At 75.0% G+C, this 23,393-nt stretch carries 20 protein-coding genes and 1 pseudogene; 10 read left to right on the top strand and 11 right to left on the bottom strand.

What is annotated here, in order from left to right; translation table 11 throughout:
- Positions 1-40 precede the first annotated feature (40 nt).
- Complete coding sequence (locus AMK19_RS17205; RefSeq protein WP_073812628.1) at positions 41-688, bottom strand: response regulator; 648 nt, start codon at positions 686-688, stop codon at positions 41-43.
- Here AMK19_RS17205 and AMK19_RS36535 point away from each other — a divergent pair.
- Positions 608-1,507, top strand: a complete 900-nt coding sequence (locus AMK19_RS36535) for a hypothetical protein (RefSeq protein WP_198953354.1) — start codon at positions 608-610, stop codon at positions 1,505-1,507. The two genes, AMK19_RS17205 and AMK19_RS36535, sit on opposite strands and share 81 nt — an antisense overlap.
- Before the next feature lie 19 nt (positions 1,508-1,526).
- Here the strand turns inward: AMK19_RS36535 and AMK19_RS17195 are convergent, their stop codons facing one another.
- The gene (locus AMK19_RS17195) at positions 1,527-2,777 is read right to left on the bottom strand and encodes an FUSC family protein (protein ID WP_073812626.1); all 1,251 of its coding nucleotides are present in this window, start codon (positions 2,775-2,777) and stop codon (positions 1,527-1,529) included.
- A 211-nt stretch (positions 2,778-2,988) separates the two neighbouring features.
- Here AMK19_RS17195 and AMK19_RS17190 point away from each other — a divergent pair, with 211 nt between their 5' ends.
- Complete coding sequence (locus AMK19_RS17190) at positions 2,989-4,236, top strand: MFS transporter (RefSeq protein ID WP_143200247.1); 1,248 nt, start codon at positions 2,989-2,991, stop codon at positions 4,234-4,236.
- 5 nt (positions 4,237-4,241) lie between these two features.
- Here the strand turns inward: AMK19_RS17190 and AMK19_RS17185 are convergent, their stop codons facing one another.
- The 7 genes from AMK19_RS17185 to AMK19_RS17155 form a co-directional block, all read right to left on the bottom strand.
- Positions 4,242-5,135: a helix-turn-helix domain-containing protein gene (locus AMK19_RS17185; protein WP_073812624.1), complete on the bottom strand. Its 894-nt coding sequence runs from the start codon at positions 5,133-5,135 to the stop codon at positions 4,242-4,244.
- Positions 5,136-5,176: 41 nt separating this feature from the next.
- The gene (locus AMK19_RS17180; RefSeq protein ID WP_073812623.1) at positions 5,177-6,061 is read right to left on the bottom strand and encodes a class I SAM-dependent methyltransferase; all 885 of its coding nucleotides are present in this window, start codon (positions 6,059-6,061) and stop codon (positions 5,177-5,179) included.
- Positions 6,058-7,530: a 4-hydroxyphenylacetate 3-hydroxylase N-terminal domain-containing protein gene (locus AMK19_RS17175; protein ID WP_073812621.1), complete on the bottom strand. Its 1,473-nt coding sequence runs from the start codon at positions 7,528-7,530 to the stop codon at positions 6,058-6,060. Before AMK19_RS17175 ends, AMK19_RS17180 begins: the two co-directional genes overlap by 4 nt.
- Complete coding sequence (locus tag AMK19_RS17170; RefSeq protein WP_073812619.1) at positions 7,527-8,069, bottom strand: flavin reductase family protein; 543 nt, start codon at positions 8,067-8,069, stop codon at positions 7,527-7,529. The genes AMK19_RS17175 and AMK19_RS17170 overlap by 4 nt, the downstream gene beginning before the upstream one ends.
- Positions 8,066-9,895: an asparagine synthase (glutamine-hydrolyzing) gene (gene asnB / locus AMK19_RS17165; protein WP_073812618.1), complete on the bottom strand. Its 1,830-nt coding sequence runs from the start codon at positions 9,893-9,895 to the stop codon at positions 8,066-8,068. Before asnB ends, AMK19_RS17170 begins: the two co-directional genes overlap by 4 nt.
- Positions 9,883-10,647 carry a hypothetical protein gene (locus AMK19_RS17160; protein ID WP_143200246.1) on the bottom strand — a complete coding sequence of 255 codons (765 nt, stop codon included), beginning with the start codon at positions 10,645-10,647 and terminating at the stop codon, positions 9,883-9,885. The genes asnB and AMK19_RS17160 overlap by 13 nt, the downstream gene beginning before the upstream one ends.
- A gap of 469 nt (positions 10,648-11,116) precedes the next feature.
- Entirely contained in the window at positions 11,117-11,575 is a 459-nt protein-coding gene (locus AMK19_RS17155; protein WP_073812615.1) for a MarR family winged helix-turn-helix transcriptional regulator, read from the bottom strand.
- Between the two features lie 94 nt (positions 11,576-11,669).
- Between AMK19_RS17155 and AMK19_RS17150 the strand changes: the two genes are divergently transcribed.
- The 3 genes from AMK19_RS17150 to AMK19_RS37280 all read left to right on the top strand — a co-directional run bounded on the left by AMK19_RS17150 (position 11,670) and on the right by AMK19_RS37280 (position 15,987).
- Positions 11,670-12,767: an epoxide hydrolase family protein gene (locus AMK19_RS17150; protein ID WP_073813037.1), complete on the top strand. Its 1,098-nt coding sequence runs from the start codon at positions 11,670-11,672 to the stop codon at positions 12,765-12,767.
- A gap of 65 nt (positions 12,768-12,832) precedes the next feature.
- Entirely contained in the window at positions 12,833-13,603 is a 771-nt protein-coding gene (locus AMK19_RS17145; RefSeq protein WP_073812613.1) for an ABC transporter ATP-binding protein, read from the top strand.
- A complete protein-coding gene (locus AMK19_RS37280; RefSeq protein WP_073812612.1) occupies positions 13,597-15,987 on the top strand; it encodes an FtsX-like permease family protein in 2,391 nt (796 codons plus the stop codon). Before AMK19_RS17145 ends, AMK19_RS37280 begins: the two co-directional genes overlap by 7 nt.
- Before the next feature lie 162 nt (positions 15,988-16,149).
- On the opposite strand, the pseudogene AMK19_RS37275 reads toward AMK19_RS37280, so the two are convergent.
- Both AMK19_RS37275 and AMK19_RS17125 read right to left on the bottom strand, forming a co-directional pair.
- Positions 16,150-16,761 (bottom strand): annotated as a pseudogene (locus AMK19_RS37275) (DUF2625 family protein); the annotation flags it as partial.
- 100 nt (positions 16,762-16,861) lie between these two features.
- Complete coding sequence (locus AMK19_RS17125) at positions 16,862-17,668, bottom strand: LuxR C-terminal-related transcriptional regulator (protein WP_083646933.1); 807 nt, start codon at positions 17,666-17,668, stop codon at positions 16,862-16,864.
- Positions 17,669-18,308: 640 nt separating this feature from the next.
- Here AMK19_RS17125 and AMK19_RS17115 point away from each other — a divergent pair.
- From AMK19_RS17115 to AMK19_RS17095, 5 genes are read left to right on the top strand one after another with little or no spacing between them, the layout of a single operon-like run.
- A complete protein-coding gene (locus tag AMK19_RS17115; protein ID WP_073812605.1) occupies positions 18,309-19,253 on the top strand; it encodes an ABC transporter permease in 945 nt (314 codons plus the stop codon).
- Between the two features lies 1 nt (position 19,254).
- Entirely contained in the window at positions 19,255-20,151 is an 897-nt protein-coding gene (locus tag AMK19_RS17110) for an ABC transporter permease (protein ID WP_073812603.1), read from the top strand.
- Positions 20,148-20,897: an ATP-binding cassette domain-containing protein gene (locus tag AMK19_RS37270; RefSeq protein WP_073812602.1), complete on the top strand. Its 750-nt coding sequence runs from the start codon at positions 20,148-20,150 to the stop codon at positions 20,895-20,897. The genes AMK19_RS17110 and AMK19_RS37270 overlap by 4 nt, the downstream gene beginning before the upstream one ends.
- Positions 20,894-21,751: an ABC transporter ATP-binding protein gene (locus AMK19_RS37265; RefSeq protein WP_073812600.1), complete on the top strand. Its 858-nt coding sequence runs from the start codon at positions 20,894-20,896 to the stop codon at positions 21,749-21,751. The genes AMK19_RS37270 and AMK19_RS37265 overlap by 4 nt, the downstream gene beginning before the upstream one ends.
- Complete coding sequence (locus tag AMK19_RS17095; protein ID WP_073812598.1) at positions 21,748-23,349, top strand: ABC transporter substrate-binding protein; 1,602 nt, start codon at positions 21,748-21,750, stop codon at positions 23,347-23,349. Before AMK19_RS37265 ends, AMK19_RS17095 begins: the two co-directional genes overlap by 4 nt.
- Positions 23,350-23,393 lie beyond the last annotated feature (44 nt).

Here is a 23,393-nt window from a genome sequence, read left to right as displayed (position 1 = left end):
TTTCGCACCAACGGTCGAGCGCCCCCACTCCGACGGCCCGTCAGGCCCCCAGGTGGCGCAGCACGGCCGGCACCCGGCGGTGTCCGTCGGTGTCGGCGGGCAGGTCGAGCTTCGCGAAGATGTTCCCGATGTGCTTGTTGACCGCGGCGTCGCTGATGAACAGCTCGGCGGCCAGATTGGCGTTGGAACGGCCCTGCGCCATCAGGCCGAGCACCTCCCGCTCGCGGGCGCTCAGCCGCTCCAACGGGTCGTGCCGCAGCCGCACCAGCTGCTGCACGACCTCCGGGTCGACCACGGTGCCGCCCGCCGCGACCCGCTCCAGCGCGGCCATGAAGTCGGCGACCGCGCCGACCCGCTCCTTCAGCAGGTAGCCGACGGCGCGCCCCCGGTCGGAGTCGAGCAGCCGCATCGCGTACGACTGCTCCACGTACTGGCTGAGCACCACCACCGGCAGCCCCGGGTGCTCGCGGCGCAGTTCGACGGCCGCGCGCAGGCCGTCGTCGGCGTCGGCCGGCGGCATCCGGACGTCGGTGACGACCAGCTCCGGCGGCTCGGCGCGGACGGCCGCCAGCAGGGCCGTGGCGTCGCCGACGGCCGCCGTGACGTGGTGGCCGAACCGCTGCAGCAGCCCGACCAGGCCCTCGCGCAGCAGCGCGGCGTCCTCGGCGACGATCACTCGAAGCGGCACGGAACCTCCACGTGGAGCAGGGTCGGGCCGCCGGGCGGGCTGGAGACCCGCAGCCGGCCGTCGACGGCCGCCGTCCGCGCCGCCGACGGGGCCACCACCGCCATCGACGTCCTCGGCTCCCGCGACCCCGCCCTGGACCGTCCCGGGCAGGCCGTCCTCGGACGCACCCTGGCCCAGCGCCTCGGCGTCCGGGCCGGACAGGAGTACGGCGTACGGCTCGCCGACGGCGCGACCGTACCTGTGCGGATCGTCGAGGTGCTGCCCGACGGCCCGGCCCGGGGCGCGTTCGTGATGTCCCGCGCAGAGGTGCGGGCGCACGACCCGGCGGCCCTCGGCGACGACATCTTCGTCCCCGCCGGTGCCCGGGCCACCGCCGTCCCCGGCACCGCCGTGCACGACGCGGAGCGCTACGCCCTGGACGACTACGCGACCGACGCCCGGCTGACGGACGCCCTCGCGGCGCTGCTGATCGCCGTCGCCACCGGGTACGGCGCCCTCGCCGCCGCCAACGGCGCGGCCGCCGCCGCGCACGCCCGCCGCCGCGACCACACCGTCCTCGCCACCGTCGGCGGCACCCGGCGGCAACTGCTCGCGCTGGCCGCCCGGGAGACCGCCGTGACGGTCGGCCTCGGCGCCGCGCTCGGCCTCCTGGCGGCCCTGCCGCCGCTCGCGGCCACCGCGTCCGGCCTGTCCCGGGCGGCCGGCACGCAGGTCGGACCGCACCTGCACCTGCCCACCCTGGCGGTGGCCGTGCTCGGGTCGCTGCTGACGGCGGTCGCGGCGGGTGTGCTCACCACCTGGCGCGGGCTCAGGAAGTGAGGCGGGCGGCGGCGTCGGGTCAGGCCGGCCGGCGGTCGTGCTGTCGGCGGCGTGGGCGGCGCAGCCGCTCGCCGCGGGCGAGGCGGCGGAGGCCGGCGAAGCGGGAGAAGCGTTCGCGGTTGGCGACGGAGACGCGGTCGAGTTCCTCCATCAGGCGGCGGGAGCGGTGTTCGAGGTCCAGCTCGTCGAGGATTCGGTCCACCTCGGCGAGCAGGGCGCCGTGCAACTGCCAGGCCTGCGGGTCCTGTTGGACGCGGTGCAGGAGCAGCTGGGCGACGTTGTCCCGGCACGTCCAGGCGGCGGCCAGCTCGGACGTCAGCCGCTGCTCGGCCTCCTCCGCGTTGCGGGTGACCTGGGTGGTGACCAGCACCGCGAAGCTCACCAGCGCGCCGCCGATGTGCGCGAACAGCTCCTCCAGCGCCACCGCGACCTCCGTCGGGAACAGCCGCTCGTCGGCGGCCCGGCGCTTGGCCAGGTCGGTCAGCGAACGGGCGATCACCCGGATCACCACCACGCAGATCTCCAGCGTGTCCAGGCCGGTGCGCAGCACCAGCCGCGACAGCAGGCCCTCGCTGATCCGCGGGTTCAGCCGCAGGCTGTCCTCGGCCTGCCGCAGCGCGCCGTCCACCTCCGCGATCGCCTGGTCCAGCCGGCGGGCCTCGTGCAGCCGCTCGGCCGCCCGTTCCACCGGCACCGGGCGGCCCAGCTGCTCCGCGAGGTCCAGCAGCAGGTGCCGGGCCCGGCGGGCCAGGTCCTCGATCTTCTCGCCGGCGGTGTCCACCCACACCGGCGGCGCGAACACCAGATTGAACAGCAGGCCGACCACCGCGCCGATCAGGGTCTCCAGCACCCGGTCCCACGCCTGCGTGGTGACCTGCGAGACGCCCAGGATCAGCATCGCGCTGATCGCCACCTCCTGGACGAACTCGTCCACCCGCACGAACCGGCCCACCGTCAACGACGCCAGGATGATCAGGCCCAGGCTCCACCACGACAGCCCCACCACCGACGAGAAACCGATCGCGATCAGCACCCCGACCACCACCGAATTGACCCGCCGCACACTGGTCTTCAACGTCGAATAGACCGTCACCTGGACCACCAGCAGCGCCGTCAGCGGCGCCGTCAACGGCACCGGCTCCCGGCTCAGCCAGGTCGCCGCCACGTACGCCAGCGTCGCCGCTATGGTGGCCCGCACCGTCTGCACGACGAACGGATCCCTGGCACCGCGACGCACCACCGCCGCCACCGACTCCGGAACAACACGCATGCCGCCCTTCTATCCCCCCGGCGCGGCTCCACACGTGCTGACACTCCACCAGCGTGTGAGCGGCGGTCACAGGATGAACGCCTGTCTGGTTGCGGCCCCGGCCGCTGCCGAGGATGGCCGTATCGGACCTCCCGTGCCCCCCTTGCGCGCGGCCGACGGCGTCCCCGGTCCGAGGACGCGCCGCGCGCCGCCCGACAAGGTGGTGGTCGCCGTGAGCGACGTGTCCGACTCTCCCCCGATCGTCGCGGACGTGCCGGAGCAGGAGGTGTTCCGGCGGTGGCGCTACGCCGGGGTGTTCGCCCTGCTGTTCCTGTTCGGGACGGAGACCTTCCTGGTCTCGCCGCTGCTGCCGACCATCGCCGACTCGATCCACGTCAGCGAGGCCGCCGCGGCGTCCACCGTCACCGCGTACGTCCTGGTGTACGCGATCTGCGCGCCCTTCCTCGGCCTGCTCAGCGACCGGTTCGGACGCCGCCGCACGCTGCTCGCCGGCACCGTGCTGTTCGTCCTCTCCAACGCCGCCGCCGCGCTCTCCACCGACCTCACCCTGCTGGTCCTCTCGCGCGCCCTCGCCGGACTCGCCGCCGCGGCCGCCGGCCCCGCGATCTGGGCCCACATCGCCGAAACCGCCCCCGACGCGGTGCGCGGCCGCGCCCTCGGACTCGGCATGGCCCTGTTCTCCACCGGCCAGGTCATCGGCGTCCCGCTCGGCGGACTGCTGGCCGGCGCGGCGGGCTGGCGGGCGGCGTTCTGGGCCCTGACGGTCGGTACGGCCGCCGCCGTGCCGGTGCTGCTGCGGCAGGTCGCGCCGCGGCCCGCCGCTCCCGCGGATGCGGGCGGGGGCGCGGGCGGGGGTTCGGCGCTGGCGGTGCTGGCGGCCTGGCGGGACCCCGCGCTGCGGCGTGCGCTGCTGGTCAACACCGCCTTCAACGCGGCCAACCTGGGCGCGTACACCTTCCTCGGCGCGGTGCTCGGCGAACGCTTCGACCTCTCCGTGCAGGCGCTCGGCCTGATCGGCGTACTGGTGGGCGCGGGCAGCGTGGCGGGCTCGCTGCTCGGCGGACGCCTCGGCGACCAGGCCCGCGCGGCGGGCCGCCGGCTGCCGCTGCTCCCGGTGTGGTCGGTGCTGCTGGCCGCCGGGATCGCGCTCGCGGTCGCCGGGCCCGGGATCGTTCTCGCACTGCTCGGCGTCCTGCTCTGGTTCACCGCCTCCGGCGCCTTCGTCACCGACCAGCAGACCCTCGCCGGCACCGTCGCCCCCGCCCACCGCGCCACCTCCAGCGCCTGGCTCACCTCCACCATGTACGCGGGCACGGGCGTCGGAGCCTGGGCGGTCGGGGCGTTCGGGGACGTCGCCACCGGGTCGCTGATCGTGGGCGTGGTGCTCGCCCTCGTCGCCGCCGCCGGCAGTGTGCAGCGGCGCGGGGCACTGCGCGGGACGGAGGGCGCCCGACAGTAGCAGCGCTACGCGGGGCAGTGACTCGCCCGTGGACGTGACCTGACCGTGAGGCCGGGGCCTGTGGCGCAGCTCGTCGCGGCCGCCAGCTCCGTCATCCGGGCCAGGTCCGTCCCCGTGTTCGGGGTGAAGAGCAGCACCAGCGCCGACGGATCGTCCACCGGGTGGAACGAGCTGAGCGTCAGGCGCACCGGGCCGATCGTCGGGGGTTCGGCGACGACCTCGCGGGCGGTGAGTTCGGCGACGGTGTGGCAGCCCCACCAGTGGCGGAGGTCGGGGGCGTCGGCTTCCAGGCGGCGGTACAGCTCGCCGGTGCGGGCGTCCGCCCTGGCGGGGCCGGCCTGGGCGCGGAAGTGCTGGAAGACGTTCATGGCGAGCGGCTCCCAGTCGTGCAGGACGCTGCGCAGGCGGCGGTCGACGGCCATCAGCCACATTAGGTTGCGCCGGTCGGCGGGGACGGCCTCGGGGGAGCCCCAGAGCGCCGTCCACGCCGCGTTCCAGGAGAGCAGGTCGAAGTGCCGGTCGAGCAGCACGGCGGGGCTGGCGGGCCAGGAGTCGAGGACCGGCCGGACCGCGTCGGCCAGCCGCTGCGCGGCGGTGCGGGAGACGGGGACGGGCTCGTGGTAGCCGGCCAGCCGCATCGCGTGCCGCAGGCCCGCCGCGTCCAGACGCAGGGCGCGCGCCACCGCCTCCAGGACCTGCCGGGAGGCGGTGACGCGGCCCTGTTCGAGCCAGGTGTACCAGGCGAGTCCGACGCCGGAGAGCGAGGCGACCTCCTCGCGGCGCAGCCCGGGGGTGCGCCGCCGCGCGGTGGCGGTGAGTCCGACGTCGGCGGGCTGGAGGCGTTCGCGGTGGGCGCGCAGGAAGGCGCCGAGCTCCTGACTGACGGCGGGGGTGGACACGGCTGGCTCCTCAGGTGCGGCGGCTGCGGGGTCGTCCCACCCTAGGCGCGGGCGGGGCGGTTTCCGGTTCCTGCAACAAACTCCTCATGTGCCGTCAACTCCCAGAGCCGAACCGGCATGTGGCTGACGTGTCCGCGTTCGTTCTGGCGCCGCCAGGCGGCCGCGCCGACGGCCCGGTAGAAGTCGGCGCGCCGCGGGCCGGGCAGCACCTGCGCGTAGTAGTCGCCGAAGGTCGCGGCGTGGAAGTGCTCGTACTGCTCGGCCGAGTCGACGGTCACCACCGCGTCGCGCTCCGCGTGGCCGGCCACCCGCAGGTGCGGGGCGAGGACGGCGAGCAGGTCGTCGACGGTGCGGGTGCGGGTGGCGATCGGCAGGACGCCGTGCGCGGCGAGCAGCGCGGCGACCGAGGCGGCCGGGGTGCCGAGGGCGGTGAGCGCCTCGCGGACCAACTCGTCCTCGCCGCCGAGGCCCTGGGCGTCCCGGGCGGGGTGGTAGGTGGTGAGCAGGAAGCGGCCGCCGGGGGCGAGGTGTTCGGCGACCCAGGCGAAGATCCGGTCCTCGTCCGGGTACAGCCAGTGCAGCACCGAGGTCTGGGTGATCACCTGGGCGCGGTACGGGAGTTGCTCGGGCGCGGTGAGGTCGGCGGCGTGCAGCACGGCGCGGTCGCCGTACGGGGCGAGCCGGCGGGCGGCCTCGGCGAGGCGGTGCTCGGAGCGTTCCAGACCGACGGCCAGGCGCAGCGAGGGGAAGCGGCCGAGGGCGGTGTCGAGCAGCTGGCCGATGCCGCTGCCGAGGTCGATCAGCGTCTCGGGGCTGCCGGTGACGCGGTCCAACACCCAGTCGCGGTCGTGGACTTGGCGCAGTCGGCTGGCGTCGGCGTACCCGGCGAGGGTGCGGGCCTGGATCTCGACGGCGGACGGGCTCACGCGCGGGCCTCCTGGTCAGTGGCGGGGTCGAGCAGGGCGAGCAGCCGGGCCCTGGTCGCAGACTGGTCGTAGCGGTGGAAGACGGTGATGCGGTTGCGGGCGAGGTCGCCGCGGTGGACGTACTCGTACAGGTCCTGGCGTTGGCCGAAGCCGTCCCCGGTGAGCTCCCAAGCCAGCCGGAACAGCCGGGACTTGAGCTCGACGCCGGTCTCCCGTCCACGCATGTAACGGTCCAGGTGCGGGCGCAGCCGGGGGTTGGCGAGGTCGCCGGGGGAGGGCTGCATGAGCAGGCCGGACGCGCCGATCTTCCGGACGATCTCGACGGCGTGGCCGGCGACCTCGGCGGACCACACCCGGGAGGCGAAGGTGTCGCCGGGGGCGAACAGGCCCGCGTCGGTGCGGGCGCCGCGGTTCTCCGCCGCGTCGAGGAAGTACTCGGTGAGTTCGGCGTACCCGGCCAGACGGCCCAAGTCCTCCTGGATGTTGCGGAACTGGGAGACTCCGATGGACTCGGCGAGCAGCGTCGCGGTGGCCAGCAGGGTGCGCAGGCGCTCCCGGTAGCGGATGTGGCCGACGTACGCGCTCCAGGCGTTGATCCGGGCCAGGCCTTGGCGGGCGAGGTCGGCGTCGCGCAGCAGGAACACCCGTTCCCACGGCACCAGGACGTCGTCGAAGAACAGCATCGCGTCCTGCTCGTCGTAGCGGGCGCCGAGCGGATGGCCGTGCCCCCACGGGGCGGCGCCGAGCGGCTCGCGGGCCAGCGTGATCAGGCCCGGGGTGTTCAGCGGCAACGCGAACCACACCACGAACTGCTCGGCCCGGCCCTGGGCGAACGACGCCGACAGGTACACCAGCACCTCGTGCGCGAGCGGCGCGAGGGTGGTGAGCTGCTTCGCGCCGCGCACCACGATGCCGTGCTCGTTCTCCGACAGCACCCGCAGCGCCAGGTCGGGATCGTCCAGCGGATTCGCCGAGCGGTCGATCTGCGGGTCGCCCAGGGCGTGCGACAGAACCAGGTCGTTCTGCGCGCAATGCCGGTACCAGGCCTCGGCGTTGGCCCCGAAACGGGGATCGGCGGAGGCCAGCCGGTGGCGGAAGTCGTGCACGCCGACGGCGATCGAGGCCATGAATGCCGGGGAACGGCCCTGCTGGCCGAGCGCCTCGGCGTGCCAGAACTCGGCGCTGCGCCGTTGGACGCGCAACTCCTCCAGGCTGGTGGGCGGTTGGTAGGCGCGGGCCAGGCGCAGGCCGGTGTCCGGGTCCTTGAAGGTGAGCAACTCGCGGTGCTCGGGCTGGTGTTGGAGGTCGAGCAGGCGGCCGAGCTCCTCGGCGGCGGGCCGGAACGCCGGGTGGTCGGCCGGGTTGGCGACGCGCTGCCCGTCGAGGTACAGCTCGCGGCCGTCGTCGAGTTCGGCCAGGTAGCGGGCGCCGGTGAGCAGGCCGCGCGGCTCCGGGGACAGCAGGGTCATGCGCCGACTCCTCGTGCGGGAAGGGGATTTGGGATCTCCGGGCCGAGCTGCCGGTAGCGGGCCGCGTGGTACAGCAGCGGCCGGCCCGGGCCCTCGCCGATCGCGACGGCCTCGCCGACCAGCAACAGGTGGTCGCCGACCGGGAGTTCGGCGTACAGCCGGGCGTCGAACCAGGCCGGTGCGCCGGCCAGGACGGGCGCGCCGGTCGGGGCGTCCTGCCACGGCCGGTCCGCGAAGCCGCCGACCGCCAGGCCTGCGCCCGGGGTGGCGAACCGCCTTGCCAGGGCGGCCTGTTGCTCGCCCAGCACGGAGACCGCGAAGCGTCCGGCCGCGCGCACCGCGTCCGTCAGCGGGCTGCGGTGCGAGACGGCGACGCCGATCAGCAGCGGGTCGAGCGAGAGGGTGCTGAACGAGGAGACGGTCTTCGCGTACTCGACGCCCGACCGGCGGGCGGCGAGCACGGCGACACCGGTCGGCCAGTGCCGGGCCGCCGAGCGGAACGCGCTCGCGGTGAGCGCCTGGTGGGCCGGCGCGCTCATCGCAGACCCACCCGGTAGGCGCGCAGCCACTCGTCGACCTGCACCAGGTGGTCCAGGCCGCCGACCGGGTTCGGCGCGGTGCGCGGACTGGGCAGCGGGCGGCCCTCGGCGAGGTGGCGGCGCACCAGGTCCCGGTCCACCAGGTCGAAGACGGGCGCGGCCGGGTCGGCCAGCAGCTCGTGGGCGCGGGCCGTCAGCACCTCGGTGTAGCGCACCGCCGGGGTCGACGGGTAGCCGGACTTCGGACGGTCCGCGACCTGCGGCGGCAGCAGGTCGCGCACCGCGTCCCGCAGCAGCCCCTTGGCGCGGCCGCCGGGCGACTTCAGCTCCCACGGCACGTTCCACAGGTACTCCACCAGCCGGCGGTCGCAGAACGGCACCCGCACCTCCAGGCCGACCGACATCGACACCCGGTCCACCCGGTCCAGCAGCGGCGGCAGCCAGCGGGTCAGCGCCAGGTGGAAGGTCTCCCGGACCTTCGCCGCCGCCGGGTCCTCCCCGTCCAGCCGGGGCACCGAGGCCAGGCTGCTGCGGTACGCGGCCTCGGTGTACTCGACCGGCCGGACCTCGGCGCGCACCTCCGGGTGCAGCAGCGCCGCCGGGGTGGTGCGGCCGTGCAGCCACGGGAAGGTGCCGGAGGCGAGCGCCGGGGCGTCGTGGAAGTACGGGTAGCCGCCGAAGACCTCGTCCGCGGCCTCGCCGGACAGCGCGACCGTGGAGCGGCGGCGCACCTCGCGGAACAGCAGGTGCAGCGAGGCGTCCATCTCGCCCCAGCCGGGCCGGTCGCGGGCCCGCAGCACCGCGTCGCGGGCGTCCAGCAGGTCGTCGTCGGGTATCAGCACGCTGGTGTGCACGGTGCCGATGTGCTCGGCGGCGGCCCGCACGAACGGGGCGTCCTGGCCGGTGCGCCAGGCGTCGGGCGCGCGGTCGGCGCTGCCGGGGAAGTCCACCGAGAAGCTGGTGATCTTGCCCTGGCCGGCCCGTTCGCGGGCCTGCGCGGCCAGCGCGGTGATCGCCGAGGAGTCGACGCCGCCGGACAGCAGCGTGCACAGCGGCACGTCGCTGACCAACTGTCCCTCCACCGCGTCCGCGAGCAGCGCCCGCACGGTGGCCCGGGTGGTCGCCGCGTCGTCCGGGTGTGGGGCCGACTCCAGCTGCCAGTACGGGAGTTCGCGCACCGCGTGCCGGGTCGCCAGCACCAGGTGGCCCGGGCGGACCTCGTGCAGGCCCCGGAACAGCCCGTGCCCGGCGCTCGGCGCGGCCGGCAGCGCGAACAGCTCCGCGATGCCCGCCGCGTCCAACTCGGGCCGCAGCAACGGGTTCGCAAGCACCGCCTTCGGTTCGGAGCCGAACAGCACGCCGTTCGCATGCCGGTGCCAGTACAGCGGCTTGATGCCCAAGTGGTCGCGCACCAGCAGGAGTTCCTCGCGCCGGGCGTCCCACAGCGCGTACCCGAAGATCCCGTTGAACCGGGCCGGCGCCCGATGCCCCCAGTGCAGGTGCGCGCGGAGCACCACCTCGGTGTCCGAGCGGGTCCGGAACACGTGCCCGTGCGACTCCAACTCGGCCCGCAGCTCACGGTAGTTGTACAGCTCGCCGTTGTACGCCAGCACCGCCCGGACCGGCTCGCCGTCGGTGAACGGCTGCAGGCCGCCGTCCAGGTCGATCACCGCCAGCCGGGTGTGGCCCAGCGCCGCGTGCCGCGACAGCCACACCCCGTCCGCGTCCGGCCCCCGGCAGGTCAGCGTCTGCGTCATCCGGCGGACCGTCTCCGCGCGCAACCGCAGATCGTCCGCCCAGTCCAGCCAGCCCGTCACTCCGCACATCGGGACGCCCCCGTCGTGGTCTCGTCGTTCCCCTGCTCCTCGACGCCGGCCTCCCAGCGGCAGCCGTGGCCGGTCGGCCCCGAGCGCAGGCGGTGCGCCGGGCGGAAGCCCTTGGCGCGGATGTTCGCGGACAGCGCGTGCGTGCAGTACGTGCACGGCGAGGCCAGGGTGAGCGTCACGCCGCTGCGGCGGGCCTGCTCGCGGTAGTCCCAGATCGCGCAGTGCGTGATGGTCAGCGCCGCGTGCCGCGGCCCCGGCGGCGTGGCGTCGTCGAACTCGTAGTCGGAGCCGTACAGTTCGGCCTGCCGGGCGATCCGGCGGATCGGGTCCGCCGCGCCCCGGCCGTGGTCCGGCTCGACCGTGCGGTGCACCTCGGCGTTGGACGCCGCCCACGCCGCGAGCACCTGCTCGCCGTAGTGCCGCACCAGGAAACGCTCCATCAGCGCCTGGCCGCGGAAGAACAGCCGCTGCCACTGCGCGGACGGCGCGGAGCCGTCCGGCAGATCGGCGAAGATCTCGCCCTGCAGGGCGAACCACTCCGCGAGCTGCGGCTGATCGCCGAGACTCACCAGGTATCTGGTCAGCCCCGCCTCCGCCTCGTGCAGCCGCTGCCGCCAGAGCGCGGAGCGCTCGGCGTCCGGCATAGACCGGAACGGCGAACGGTCCGCGCCCTCCGCCCCTGCCCCGTTGTTGTCCGCCGGCAGGAGTGCGACCCTGTCCGGCCCGGTCCTTCCCTCGGGTACGACGCCCATCGGTGCTCTCCCTCCGACCCGCGCGACTGTGTCCTGCCAGCCACGCTAGGCAGCGCCGCCCGGACCCCAGAAGCCCCGAACGGATCCCCCGAGGGCGACCTTCGTCGCCCTCCGGCCCTGGGCACCCGCGATCGGCAGCGGATCCGCGCCCGAACGCGGGTGCTGCGGGCGCCGGTGAGGGCGCCGCGGGCGTCGGTGCGGGCGGCTCGGGCGAAGCGGTGATCGCCGCCGGGGGCGCGACGCCCCGCGCGGCGGAGGTCAGCCCGGCAGCAGCGGAACGATCCGGGCCGCGGCGGCGTACGGAACCGCGCCACGCGGGCGGTGCGCGCGGTCGCGGTACGGAAAATAGCTGCCGCACCTGCGCTCCGAGGCCCCGGCTCACCCTCCTGACCACCGGTCGAACCGCCCGTCCCGGTGCGGAGAAGGCCCACTGCGCCGAGTACGAGGATGCGTACGAGTGCCTCCGTTCTCAGTGGGGCGGGCGGTGGTGGGTGGTGAGGAGGGTGAGGAGGTGGGTGAGGTCGTGTTGTTGGGTGGGGGTGAGGGGGGCGAGGAGTTCGGTCTCGGCTTCGGTGACGAGGGCGTCGAGACGGGCGAGGCGGTGGTGGCCGGCGGGGGTGAGGGTGATGGTGTTGCGGCGGCGGTCGGCGGGGTCGGGGGTGCGGTGGATGCAGTCGGTGGCGGCGAGTTCGTTGAGGACGGCGACCATGTCGCTGCGGTAGATGCCGGTGCGGCGGCTGAGTTCGGCCTGGCTGGTGGGGCCGGTCTCGGCGAGTGCGACCAGGACGGCGAAGTGCCACTTGCGGGCGCCTTCGGCGGCGAGGCGGTCGCCGACGAGGCGGTCGGCGACGGTGGCGGCCTGGGCGAGGAGGCGGCTGGGGACGGTGCGCAGGCGGGCCGGGGTGGGGTCCGGGGAGGACTGGCTCACGGGGGTCCTTGAGTCGTTGCGTTAGTGGCACTAACAGTCTATCTTTGTTAGTGGCACTAACGTTTCGTGCGTGGAACCCACTGGAGTGAAGACCGTGATCGAGCCGTTCCGCATCGACATCCCGCAGGCCGACCTCGACGACCTCGCCGACCGTCTCGCCCGCACCCGCTGGCCCAACGAAGTCGCCGACGCCGGCTGGGACTACGGCTTCCCGCTGGCCCGGCTGAAGGAGCTCGCCGACCACTGGCGGACCGGGTACGACTGGCGTCGCCACGAGGCCGCGCTCAACCGGCTCCCGCACTTCACCACCGAGATCGACGGCCAGAACGTCCACTTCGTCCACGTCCGGTCCCCGAAGCCGGACGCGCTCGCGCTGGTCCTCACCCACGGCTGGCCCGGCTCGTTCCTGGAGTTCCTCGACGTCGTCGAGCCGCTGTCGCGCGACTTCCACCTGGTGATCCCGTCCATCCCCGGCTACGGCTTCTCCGGCCCGACGCACGAACGCGGTTGGGACACCGGGCGGATCGCGCGGGCCTGGGCCGAGCTGATGCGCCGCCTCGGCTACGAGCGGTACGGCGCGCAGGGCGGCGACTTCGGTGCGGGCATCTCGCTGGCGCTCGGCGCCGCCGCCCCGGAACGGGTGGTCGGCGTGCACGTCAACTACCTTCCGACGCCGCCGGATCCGGACGCCGGGATCGACCTGTCGGAGGCGGACGAGGCCCGGCTCGACCAGGTCCGGCAGCTGATGGCGAACCGCCCGCCCTGCCAGGCGCTCCAGGCCCTCGCCCCGCAGACCGTCGGCTACCCGCTGACCGACTCCCCGGTCGGCCAACTGGCCTGGATCGCCGAGCGTTTCGCACACTGGACCGACCCGCGCGCGCCGATCGACGACGACCGGATGCTCACCGACGTCGCGCTGTACTGGCTGACCGCCACCGCCGCCTCCTCCGCCCGCCTGCACCACGACACCCCGCGCGGCGCGGTGCCCTGCCCGGTGCCGGTCGGCGTCGCGGTGTTCGCCCACGACATCACCCGGTCGGTGCGGCCGCTGGCCGAACGGCGCTACGACATCAGGCACTGGTCGGAGTTCGAACGCGGCGGCCACTTCGCCGCGATGGAGGTCCCCGAGGCGTTTGCCGAGGACGTCCGGACGTTCTTCCTGGGCCTTGACCGGCGGGCGGGTCAGGGGTAGCTCAGGGTTCGGATCAGGGGATGTCCGGAGGTGCGGCGGGTGGGTGGGGGCCTAGCGTCTGGGCGGTGAACAGTGACGGTGTGGCGGGGCGGCACGTGGTGCGGCTGGCGGGGGTGCGGCGGGCGTACCGGCGCGGCGCGGGGGAGGTGCGAGCGCTCGACGGGGTCGATGCGGCGTTCGCGGCGGGGAGTTTCACGGCGGTGATGGGGCCGTCCGGTTCGGGGAAGTCGACGCTGCTGCTGTGTGCGGCCGGGCTGGAGCCGGTGGACGCGGGGGAGGTGCTGCTGGACGGCGCGCCCGTGCACCGGATGTCGGAGCGGGCGCTGACCGAACTTCGGCGGGAGCACCTCGGGTTCGTGTTCCAGTCGTTCAATCTGGTGCCGGTGCTGACGGCCCGTCAGAACATCGAGCTGCCGCTGCGGTTGGCCGGGCGGCCGATCGATCCGGCGGAGATCGACCGGAGGTTGGCGGAGGTCGGTCTGGGAGAGCGTGGCCATCACCGGCCCGCCGAGCTGTCCGGCGGCCAGCAGCAACGGGTGGCGATCGCACGGGCGTTGGCCGCCGGACCGAAGGTGATCTTCGCGGACGAGCCGACCGGCGCCCTGGACTCGCGCTCGGCCCGCGCCGTGCTGGCCCTGCTGCGGGAGGTGGTGGAACGCCACGGCCGGACGGTGGTGATGGTGACGCACGACCCCGTCGCGGCCGCGTACGCCCACCGGGTGCTGTTCCTCGCGGACGGTCGGGTGGTCGGCGAGCTGCCCGAGCCGACGGCCGAGGCGGTGGCGCTGCGGATGGCCGCGCTGGAGCCGAACGAGACCGGAGAGCAGGCATGTTGAGGCTGGCGGCGGCCACGCTGCGGCAGCGGTGGACGAGCTTCCTCGGCGCGTTCGTCGCGCTCGCGCTCGGCACGACGATGATCGGCACCATGGCGCTCGTGCTGACCGCCACCTTCGGCACCCCGCACCCCGGCCCGCAGCGGTTCCGCGAGGCCGGGGCGGTGGTCGCGCCGGTCGGGTTCGCGGGGCACCCGATGAAGGCGCCGGCGGTGCTGGACGGCGAGCTGGTCGGGCAGTTGCTCGCGGCGGGCGCCGTCGCCGACCGCAGCTTCCCGCTGCACCTCGACGACGGCGAGGTCACCGGCCACCCCTGGTCCTCGGCCGCGTTCGCCGGCTACCGGCTGCGCGCCGGGCGCGCGCCGCAAGCTCCCGGGGAGACGGTGCTGACGGGGGCGGACCCGCAGCTGATCGGACGGCAGGCGGGGCGCTACCAGGTGGTCGGCGTGGTGGAGGGACGCTGGTTCGAGCGGGCCGCGTTCTTCACCGACGCCGAGGCGCAGCGCCTGTCGCCCGGGGTCAATACGCTGGTCTCCGAACTCCCGGCGGAGCGGCTGAACGCGCTGGTCGCCGGCCGTGCCGTCGTGCTGACCGGCCAGGACCGGACCAGGATCGACCCCGACGACACCGGCGGCGCACAGGCCCTGGCCAACGCCCAGGCGATGGCCGGCAGCACCACCGGACTCGCCGCCTGCGTCGCCGTGTTCGTCGTCGTCGCGACCTTCGCGTTCGCCACCGAACAGCGCCGCCGCGAACTCGCCCTGCTGCGCCTGGTCGGCGCCGCGCCCCGGCAGGTGCGGCGGCTGGTCCTCGGCGAGGCCGCACTGATCGGCACGGCCGCCGCGCTGCTCGGCTGCGCGCTCGCGCCGGTCGCGGTCGGGCCGTTGCGGAGCTGGATGGTGCGGCACGACGTCGCCCCGTCCTGGTTCGAGGTGCCGCTGCACCCGCTGCCGCTGCTGGTGGCGTTCGTGCTGGGGGTGGTCGCCGCGCTGGCGGGTTCGGCGGCGACGCTGGTGCGGGTGTCGGTGATCCGTCCGGCGGAGGCGCTGCGGGAGAGCGCGGTGGAGCGCCGCGGGCGGGTGCCGGTGCGGCTGCTGCTGGGCGGCCTGCTGCTGGTCGGCGCGGTCGTCGCGGGAGCGGTGATCGCAAGCGGGGAGCCGTACTTGGCGGCGAACGTCCGCAAGTACCAGGCCGTGCCGGTGCTGTACGTCGGCGCGTTCGCGCTGCTCGCCCCGGTGCTGCTGCCGCCGCTGGTGCGGGCGTTGACGTGGCCGCTGCGGCGCTCCGCGAAGGCCGGTCCGATGCTGGTCCGCGAGAACGTGCTCACCGAACGGCGGCGCACCGCCGCGACCGTGGCCCCGGTCGTCGTCGCGGTCGGCCTGGTCGGCACCCTGCTGACCGTGCAGCACTCCGCGGACGCCGCGCTGCTGGCCCGCCAGCGCCAGGAGGTGCATGCGACGGACCTGGTGCAGGCACCGGTCGGCGGGGTGGCCGAGAGGCTGGCCGGTCTGCCGAACGTCCGTGTCACGCCGGTGACTTCGATGAACGTGAAGATCGGGACGGCGGAGGGGGAACAGCTCGACTCGCTGCGGGTGCAGGCGGTGCCGGCGGCGGCGTTCGGGCGGACGTTCACGCCGGTGGTGCGGGCGGGGTCGGTGGACGCGCTGCCGGCGGACTTCCTGGTCATCGACGAACACGCCGCCGAATCGGACGGGTTGGCGGTGGGGGATCGGCTGGTCGCCCTGCTGCCGACGGGAGTCCGGGCACCGGTGGTGGTCGCGGCGGTGGTGGCGCGGGGCCTCGGCGGTGACGACGCGTATCTGTCGGCGTCGGTCGTCGGGGCGGCGCAGCCCACCACGTTGTACCTGGACGGGGCGTCGGGGCGGCTGAGCAACGGGCAACTCGATGCGGTGCGGGATGCGTTGGCCGGGACGGGTGCACAACTGACCACCCGGGAGGCGGTGTTGGCGCGGGAGCGGGCGAAGGCCGCTCAACAGGCCGACAACGCGGCCGTGGTGGTGCTCGGCATCGCACTCGCCTACGCGCTGATCTCGGTCGCCGGGACGCTGGCGATGGCCGTCGCGGGGCGCCGACGGGAGTTCGCACTGCTGGGGCTCGCGGGCGCGGTACGACGGCAGATCGTGACGGTCGTGGCGGCGGAGGCGGCGATCGCCGTGCTGGCCGGCACGTTGCTCGCCGGGGCGGCCGCCGTCCTGACGGCGCTCACCCAACACGTCGCCCTGTCACACCTGTTGACCGGTCCGCCGCTCACCGTCGCCTGGCCCCAGCTGACGGCCACGGCCGCCCTGTGCGCGGCCGTCACCCTCGCCACCGCCACCGTGTGCGCGGCCCGAGCCGTCCGCCCGGCAGCCACCCGGGCGCAGTAGCAGGGGAGTCGGGAGACCCGGCACGGTGGGAGCCGGACGGCGCAGGCGCAGCGGGCGCGACCGGCCGAGGGGAGGCCGCTGTGCGGCGCCCAGGAAGCCGGGGTTGGGGAGGCCGGCCTGTTGGGCGAAGTCGGCGGCGAGGCCGAGGAGTTCGCGCATCGGGACGGGCTTGCGGCTGGTGGCGGCGAGGTCCTGGTGGGCCTGCTCGGACCACAGGAAGGGGTGGACCGAGATGCCCTGGTCGGGTGCGAGAGCCGCCGTCTCCTCGCGCCGGCCCGGCCACCGCAGGCTGTCGTAGAAGGTCGCCGGCTCCCCGGACAGCAGCCAGGCGATCCAGCTGGAGTGGCCGATGCCGAGGGCCTCCCACTCCAGCGAGTCCGGGGCGAAGTACGTGACGTGGCCGGGCTTGCCGGGGCGGCCCTCGGCGGCCGGGTCGTGGACGTTCAGGGCGAAGACGCCGCCGAGGACGTCGTGGGCGAGGACCAGGCCGGTCCCCGGGTGTCAGGCGGGATCGGGGACGGCCGGGAAGCGGTTGACCCGGCCGAGGCCGCTGCCGTGTATCCGGAGCCAGCCGCTGTCGAGCAGCAGACCGCCGGTGTGCAGGGTCAGCGCGCCGAGCGTGGAGCGCGCGGTGACCTGGAGCTGGAGCAGGCCGCGCCGGCCCTCCTGCTCGTCAGGGGGCAGTACCCGGACCGAGGGTGCGGCCGCGAGGGCGGCCCGGAGTTCGCGCCGGGCGGGGTCGTCCACGGTGATCAGTTCGTCGATGTCGCGCATCCGGGGATGAGCGCAGACGGGCCGGATCGCGGCCGGGCCGGACAGCGGGTGGCCGGCGGGGCATCCGCCGGGCCCGGGCGGCCGGCGGCGGCCGCCCCGCTCAGCCCGTCAGCCCGTGCCGGACGGCGTAGAGCGCGGCGCGGAGGCGGTCGGGTTGGCCGGTCTTGCGCATGGCGTGGGTGAGGTGCTTCTTGACGGTGGCTTCGGCGAGGGTGAGGCGGCGGGCGATCTCGGCGTTGCTGTGGCCGAGGGCGAGTTGGGTGAGGACCTGGCGTTCGCGGTCGGTGAGACCGGTCTGGTCGAGCGGGCGTTCGGCGGGGACGGGGTGCGGGCGCAGGGGGGTGGGGGCGGGGAGGAAGAGGGTCGCGCCGGCGGCGGCGAGGTGGACGGCGTCGAGGATGCGTTCCGGCGGGAGGTCGAGCGGGAAGCAGCCGCTGCCGCCGGCCATCAGGATGCGGCTGGCCTCGGTGGTGGTGGCGGCGCGGCGCAGCAGCAGGACGCGGGCGCCGGGTGCGGCGTCGGGCCGGCGCAGGGCGGCGACGGCGGCGAGGTCGGCGTCCAGGTCGGGGCCCCGTCCGAGCAGGACGAGGTCGGGCCGGGCCCGGCGAACGGCGGGGACGGCGTGCGCGACGTCGGTCGCGGAGCCGACCACCGCGAGGTCCGGGTCGGGCGCGAGGACGCTGCGCAGACCGGCGCTGACCACCGGGTGGCGTTCGACCAGGAAGATCCGGGTCGCGGTGGGTCGGTGGGTGCCGGCGGTCGGGCACTGCGGGTGGCCGCAGATGCAGGCCGGTGCGGTGTCGGCGAGGAGTTGATGGCCCGCCAGCAGGTCGAGCGGGTTGTCGATCTCGGTGTGCAGGGCTTCCAGTGGCCGGGGGCCACGGCGGGTGGGCGTCAGCGCGGGCACGGGACCTCCCGGCGGGAGGGCGTGACGGGGTACGGGTGGTGCATGGCGGACTGGTCCCCTCGGAGGCGGCGGGCCGGGACGTGGGGATCGGCGGCGGCCCGGAGGGCTTCGCGGATCCCGACGGTGGACGGGCGGCCGCCGGGGCCGGTCAGGCCTGGGGGCGGCGCACCGTGCCGGGGCGACACGTCTCGTCGAAGCACCTGCGGTGCCACGAGCCGCCGATCCCCCAGAGGGTGAAGTCGGTCCACCGATAAGCCATGGCGGAAATCGTATGGACGCCACTGAGGGCCGGTCAAGGACGGTCCGCCGCCCGGGACTCGCCCGCACCGCTGTACCCCGCACGGCTGTACCCCGCACGGCTGTACCCCGCACCCCCGCTCCTATGACCACCGGTACCAGCATGAACGCCTGGCTGGCTGCCCGCGCGCACCGTCCGCAAACCTGGGGCCTGTCTTCGAACCCCCGACTGCCCCACGACTCGCCGCGGGCACGCCGCGGAGCTGCGGCGCGGGTTCGACGACAGGCCCTGGGCCTGAACAACCCGACGGGCCGCGCCGGCCGCCGCTGCGCTGCCGCCCCCGTCGCCGAACCGGAGGACCCCGCCGCCCATGCTCCCCGCCACCGTCACCGCCGCAACCCCGTGACCGGCTTCCTGCTGCGCCGCCTGCTGCTCGCGGTACCCACCCTGCTGGGGGTGAGCGCCGTCGTGTTCGCCACCGTCGCGCTCGTCCCCGGCGACCCCGTCACCGCGTTCCTCGGCCCCGGCGCACCCGCCGAGGCCCGGCAGGCCCTGGCGGAACGGATCGGCCTCGACCGGCCGCTGCCCGTCCGCTACCTGGACTGGCTCGGCCACGCCCTCACCGGCGACCTAGGCACCTCGACGGCCACCCAACGCCCCGTCACCGCCCAGCTGTTGCCCGCCCTCGGCGAGACCCTCACGCTCACCGCCGCCGCGTTCGCGCTCGTGCTGGCCGGCGGCGTCCTGCTCGGCACCCTCGGCGCACTGCGCCCGCGCGGCCTGTGGGGACGGCTGTGCAGCGGCGCGTCCACGCTCGCCGTCTCCGCACCCCAGTACTCGGTGGCGCTGCTGCTGATCGCCGTGTTCGCCGTCCACTGGCGACTCCTCCCGGCCGGCGGCACCCACGACGTGTTCGGCGGCGGCGGGCCCGGCGACCTGCTGCGCCACCTGCTGCTGCCCGCGACCGCCGCCGCCCTCGTCCCGCTCGGCCTCACCGCGCGCGTCCACCGCGCCGCACTGTCCGCCGTCCTCGACGGCGACCTTGCCGACGGCCTGCGCGCCCGCGGCCTGGGCCGGGCCGCCGTGCTGCGGCACTGCGCGCACAACGCCTCGCCCGCACTGCTGACCATCGGCGGCCTGCAACTGGCCTACCTGCTGGAGGGAGTGGTCTTCGTGGAGACCCTGTTCGCCTGGCCCGGCCTCGGCCGCCTGCTCTACGACGCGCTCACCGCCCGGGACCTGCCGATGATCCAGGGCGGCGTGCTGATCGTCGGCACCGCGTTCGTCGGCATCAACCTGCTGGTGGACGCCGCGCACGCCGCGATCGACCCCCGGGTGCGGGGCTGACATGACGACAAATCGACGCACCCTGACGATCGTCGGCGCACTGCTGCCCGTCGCGCTGGCCGTCGCCGCACCCCTGCTCGCCCCCGCCGACCCCGACGCCGGACACCTCGCCGACCGGCTGCTCGACCCCGGCAGCCCGGGCCACCCGCTCGGCACCGACAGCCAGGGACGCGACCTGCTCAGCCGGCTCCTGTGGGCGGCCCGCCCGTCCCTCACCGCCGGCCTGCTGCCCGTCGCCGTGGCCGCCCTGGTCGGCGCGCTGCTCGGCATCGCGGCCGGGCTCGGCGGCCGGGCCACCGAACAGGCGCTGCTGCGCACGCTCGACGTGCTGTACGCGTTCCCCGGCGTGCTGCTCGCGATCGCGATCGCGTCGCTGCTCACGCCGGGCCTCGGATCGACCGTGCTGGCCCTGTCGGTGGTGCTCACGCCCGCCGTCGCCCGGGTCGCGTTCACGGAGACGCGACGCATTCGGACGGCGGAGTACCTGGAGGCGGCGCGAGTCAGCGGGGCGACCCGGCCGGCGCTCGTGCTGCGCCAGGTCCTGCCGGTGATCGCGCCCGTGGTCCTGACCTACGCCACCTCGCTGGTCGGCCTCGCGATCGTCTACGCCGCCGGCCTCTCCTTCCTCGGCCTCGGCGTCGCCCCGCCCACCCCCGAGTGGGGCGCGATGCTCGACGAACTCCGCCCGGCGATCTTCACCCACCCCTGGCTCGCGGCGATGCCCGCGCTGGTGATCCTCGCGGTCTCGGTGCTCTACAACACCCTCGGCGGGCGCGAAACGCAGGCGGGCGCGACACCGCGGGCGGCGCGGGGAGGCTCGCGCGCGCAGACGGCTTCGCGCGCGCAGGCGGCTTCGCACCCTTCCGCGCACCCGGACCCGGCGGAGGCGGAGGCGTGAACGTGCTGGCCATCGAGGAGTTGACGGTCGACCACCCCGGCGGCGTCCGGGCCGTGGACGGCGTGAGCCTCACGCTCGGGGCGGGGGAGGCGCTGGTGCTGCTCGGCGAGTCCGGGAGCGGGAAGACCACGCTGGCGCGGACGGTGCTCGGACTGCCCGGACGGGGAGCGGTCGTACGGGGATCGGTGCGGCTCGACGGCCGGGAGCTGCTGGGCCTGCCCGAGCGGGAGCTGTCACGGATCAGGGGACGGCGGATCGGCTACGTCCCGCAGGACCCGTCCGCGACGCTCGACCCGCTGCGCCGGATCGGCCCCCAACTCGCCGAGGTGCTGCGCCGCCACGGCCTCGCCGACCGCCGCAGGGACGCCCGCGCGGCCGCGCTGCCGGTGCTCGCCGCCGCCGGGCTGCCCGACCCGGAACGCGCCGCCGCCGCGTACCCGCACGAACTCTCCGGCGGGCTGCGGCAGCGCGCCGCGATCGCCCTCGCGGTGGCGTGCGGGCCCGAGCTGCTGATCGCCGACGAGCCCACCACCGCCCTGGACGCCCTGCTCCGCGCCCACATCCTCGACCTGTTCACCACGCTGCGCACCGAGCAGGGCCTCGCCCTGCTGCTGGTCACCCACGACCTGTCCGCCGCCGCCCGGATCGGCGGCACCCTCGCCGTGCTCGACCACGGCCGGCTGACCGCCACCGGCCCCGCCGAGACCCTCCTCGTCCCCACCACCCTCGCGGGAGCCCGCCGATGACCGCCCCCACTGCCCTGCTGAGACTCGACGAGGTCTCCAAGAGCTGGTCCGGCCGCCCGGCCGTGCGCGGGGTGAGCCTGGAGGTGCGGGCGGGGGAGGCCGTCGCGCTGGTGGGGGAGTCGGGGTCGGGGAAGTCGACGGTGGCGCGGCTCGCACTGGGGCTGCTGCGGCCGGACGGCGGGGCGGTCGCGTTCGAGGGACGCGACCCGGCGCGGCTGCGGGCCCGGGCGGACCGCGCGGTGCGGGGCCGGCTGCAGTTCGTGCCGCAGCATCCGCGCGGCTCGCTGAACCCGGCGCTGCGGGCCGGCGAAGCGGTCGGGTTCGCGCTGCGGGCGCACGGCGTGCCCAGGCGTCAACGGGCCGAGCGGATCGGCGAGTTGTTCCGTCAGGTGGGACTCGCACCGGAACTGGCCCGCCGGCTGCCGCGCGAACTCTCCGGCGGACAGCTGCAACGCGTCGCAGTGGCACGGGCGTTGGCGACCGGCCCGGCCCTGGTGGTGTGCGACGAGCCGACCTCCGCGCTCGACCCCGACACCCAGCGGCGACTGCTCGACCTGCTCACCGAACTGCGCGAACGCACCGGCACCGGCTACCTGTTCGTCTCGCACGACCTGGCCGCCGTCGCCCGCTTCGCCCACCGCACCCTGGTGCTCCGGGCCGGCCGAGTGGTCGAGCAGGGGGACACCCGGGTGATCTGGGACGAGCCGCAACACCCGTACACCCAAGCCCTGTTGGCAGCCTCCGGCCCGCACGTCGCACTGCGCGACCCGAGCGGATCGGGCGACCCGCAGGACCAGCAGGACCCGCAGGACCCGTACGTCCGTACCACCGAACCGAGCGAAGGACCGTCATGAGCAAGCACGTCCGCACCCGTACCAGAGCCGCCGCGCTGGCCGCCGTCGTCCTGCTGACGACCGCCGGCTGCACCACCGCGACCGCCGGCGGGGGAGACGGAACCGGCGGCGGCACGCTGGTGATCGGGGCGACCGGGAAGCTGCCGAACCTGGACACCGTGATCGGCGGCGCCGGGTTCGAGGGAAAGCGCCTGCTGAGCTTCCAGATCTACGAAGGGCTCACCCGCTACGACCTGCTGGAGCACACCGACCGGCCGCCGCAGGTGACGGGCGCGCTCGCCGAGTCCTGGCAGGTCGCGCCGGACCGGCTGACCTGGACCTTCACCCTCCGCAAGGGCGTCACCTTCCAGGACGGCACGCCGTTCGACGCCGACGCGGTGCTGTTCAACCTGCACCGCTACCTGGACAAGTCCAGCCCCGAGTACACCGATGCGCTCGGCGCGGCCGCCAAGGAGTACGCGGGCGACATCGCGTCCTACCGCAAGACCGACGACGCCCACATCGAACTCGTCACCACCGCGCCCAACGGGCACTTCCCCGAAGACCTCGCGCACGTGCTGATCGCCAGCCCCACCGCGGTCCGCACGAGCGGGACCGCCAACTTCGCCCAACACCCGGTCGGCACCGGCCCGTTCGGTTTCGTCTCGCAGACCGAGGGCCAGCAGGTCGAACTCGCCGCCAACCGCGCCTACTGGCGCGGCGCGCCCAAACTCGACCGCCTGATCGTCAAGGCGCTGCCCGACGCCGCGGCCCGCACCGCCGCGCTGCGCTCCGGCGGCGTCAACTGGATCGAATACCCGAACCCCGACGACCTGGACAGCCTGAAGGCCTCCGGCGCGCAGATCCTCACCAACAGCTACGACCACCTCTGGTACTGGATACTCGACACCACGAAGGGCCCGTGGGCGGACGTGCGGGTCCGACAGGCCGCCAACTACGCCATCGACCGGCAGGCCGTCGCGGACCAGCTGCTGCACGGCACCGCCGACCCGGCCTACCAGGCCGCGCCGCGCGCCACCGCCGCCTACGACCCGGCCGGCGACCGCTACTCCCACGACCCCGCCAAGGCAAAGAAGTTGCTCGCCGACGCCGGCTACCCGAACGGGTTCAGCACCTCCGTGACGGTGCCCACCGGCGGCTCCGGCAACCTGCTGCCCGTCCCGATCACCGAGGCGCTGCAACGCGACCTCGCCGCCGTCGGCATCAAGGTGGAGATCCGCACCACCGACTGGACCACCCTGATCGGCGCCGAGGCCAAGGGGAAGGTCGCGCTCGACTCCGACGCCATCGCCCAGTCCACCACGCTGTTCCAGTCCGAGGCCCTGCTGCCGCTGTTCGTCGGCTCCAACAGCCCCTTCTGGACCGGGCATTACGCCAACCCGGCGGTCGACGGCCTGATCTCCGCCGCTGCCGCGGAACCCGAGCAGGGCGCCCGGCAGGCCGACTACCGCACCGCGCTGCGACAGGTCACCGAGGACGCGCCGTGGCTGTTCGTGGTCAACGACCGCAACCCGCGCGCCCTCGCGCCCACCGTCCACGGACTCGTCCAGCCGCAGTCCTGGTTCCTCGACCTCACCACCGTCCGCGTCGGCAACTGACGCACCTGACGTGCCTGACGCACCGTCAGATGCGTGAGCAGAAA

The organism is Kitasatospora sp. CB01950 (assembly GCF_001905465.1).
Classification (GTDB): Bacteria; Actinomycetota; Actinomycetes; order Streptomycetales; family Streptomycetaceae; genus Kitasatospora.
The sequence above is the reverse complement of the archived record's forward strand: the minus strand, read 5'-3'. Positions and strand labels throughout refer to the sequence as shown.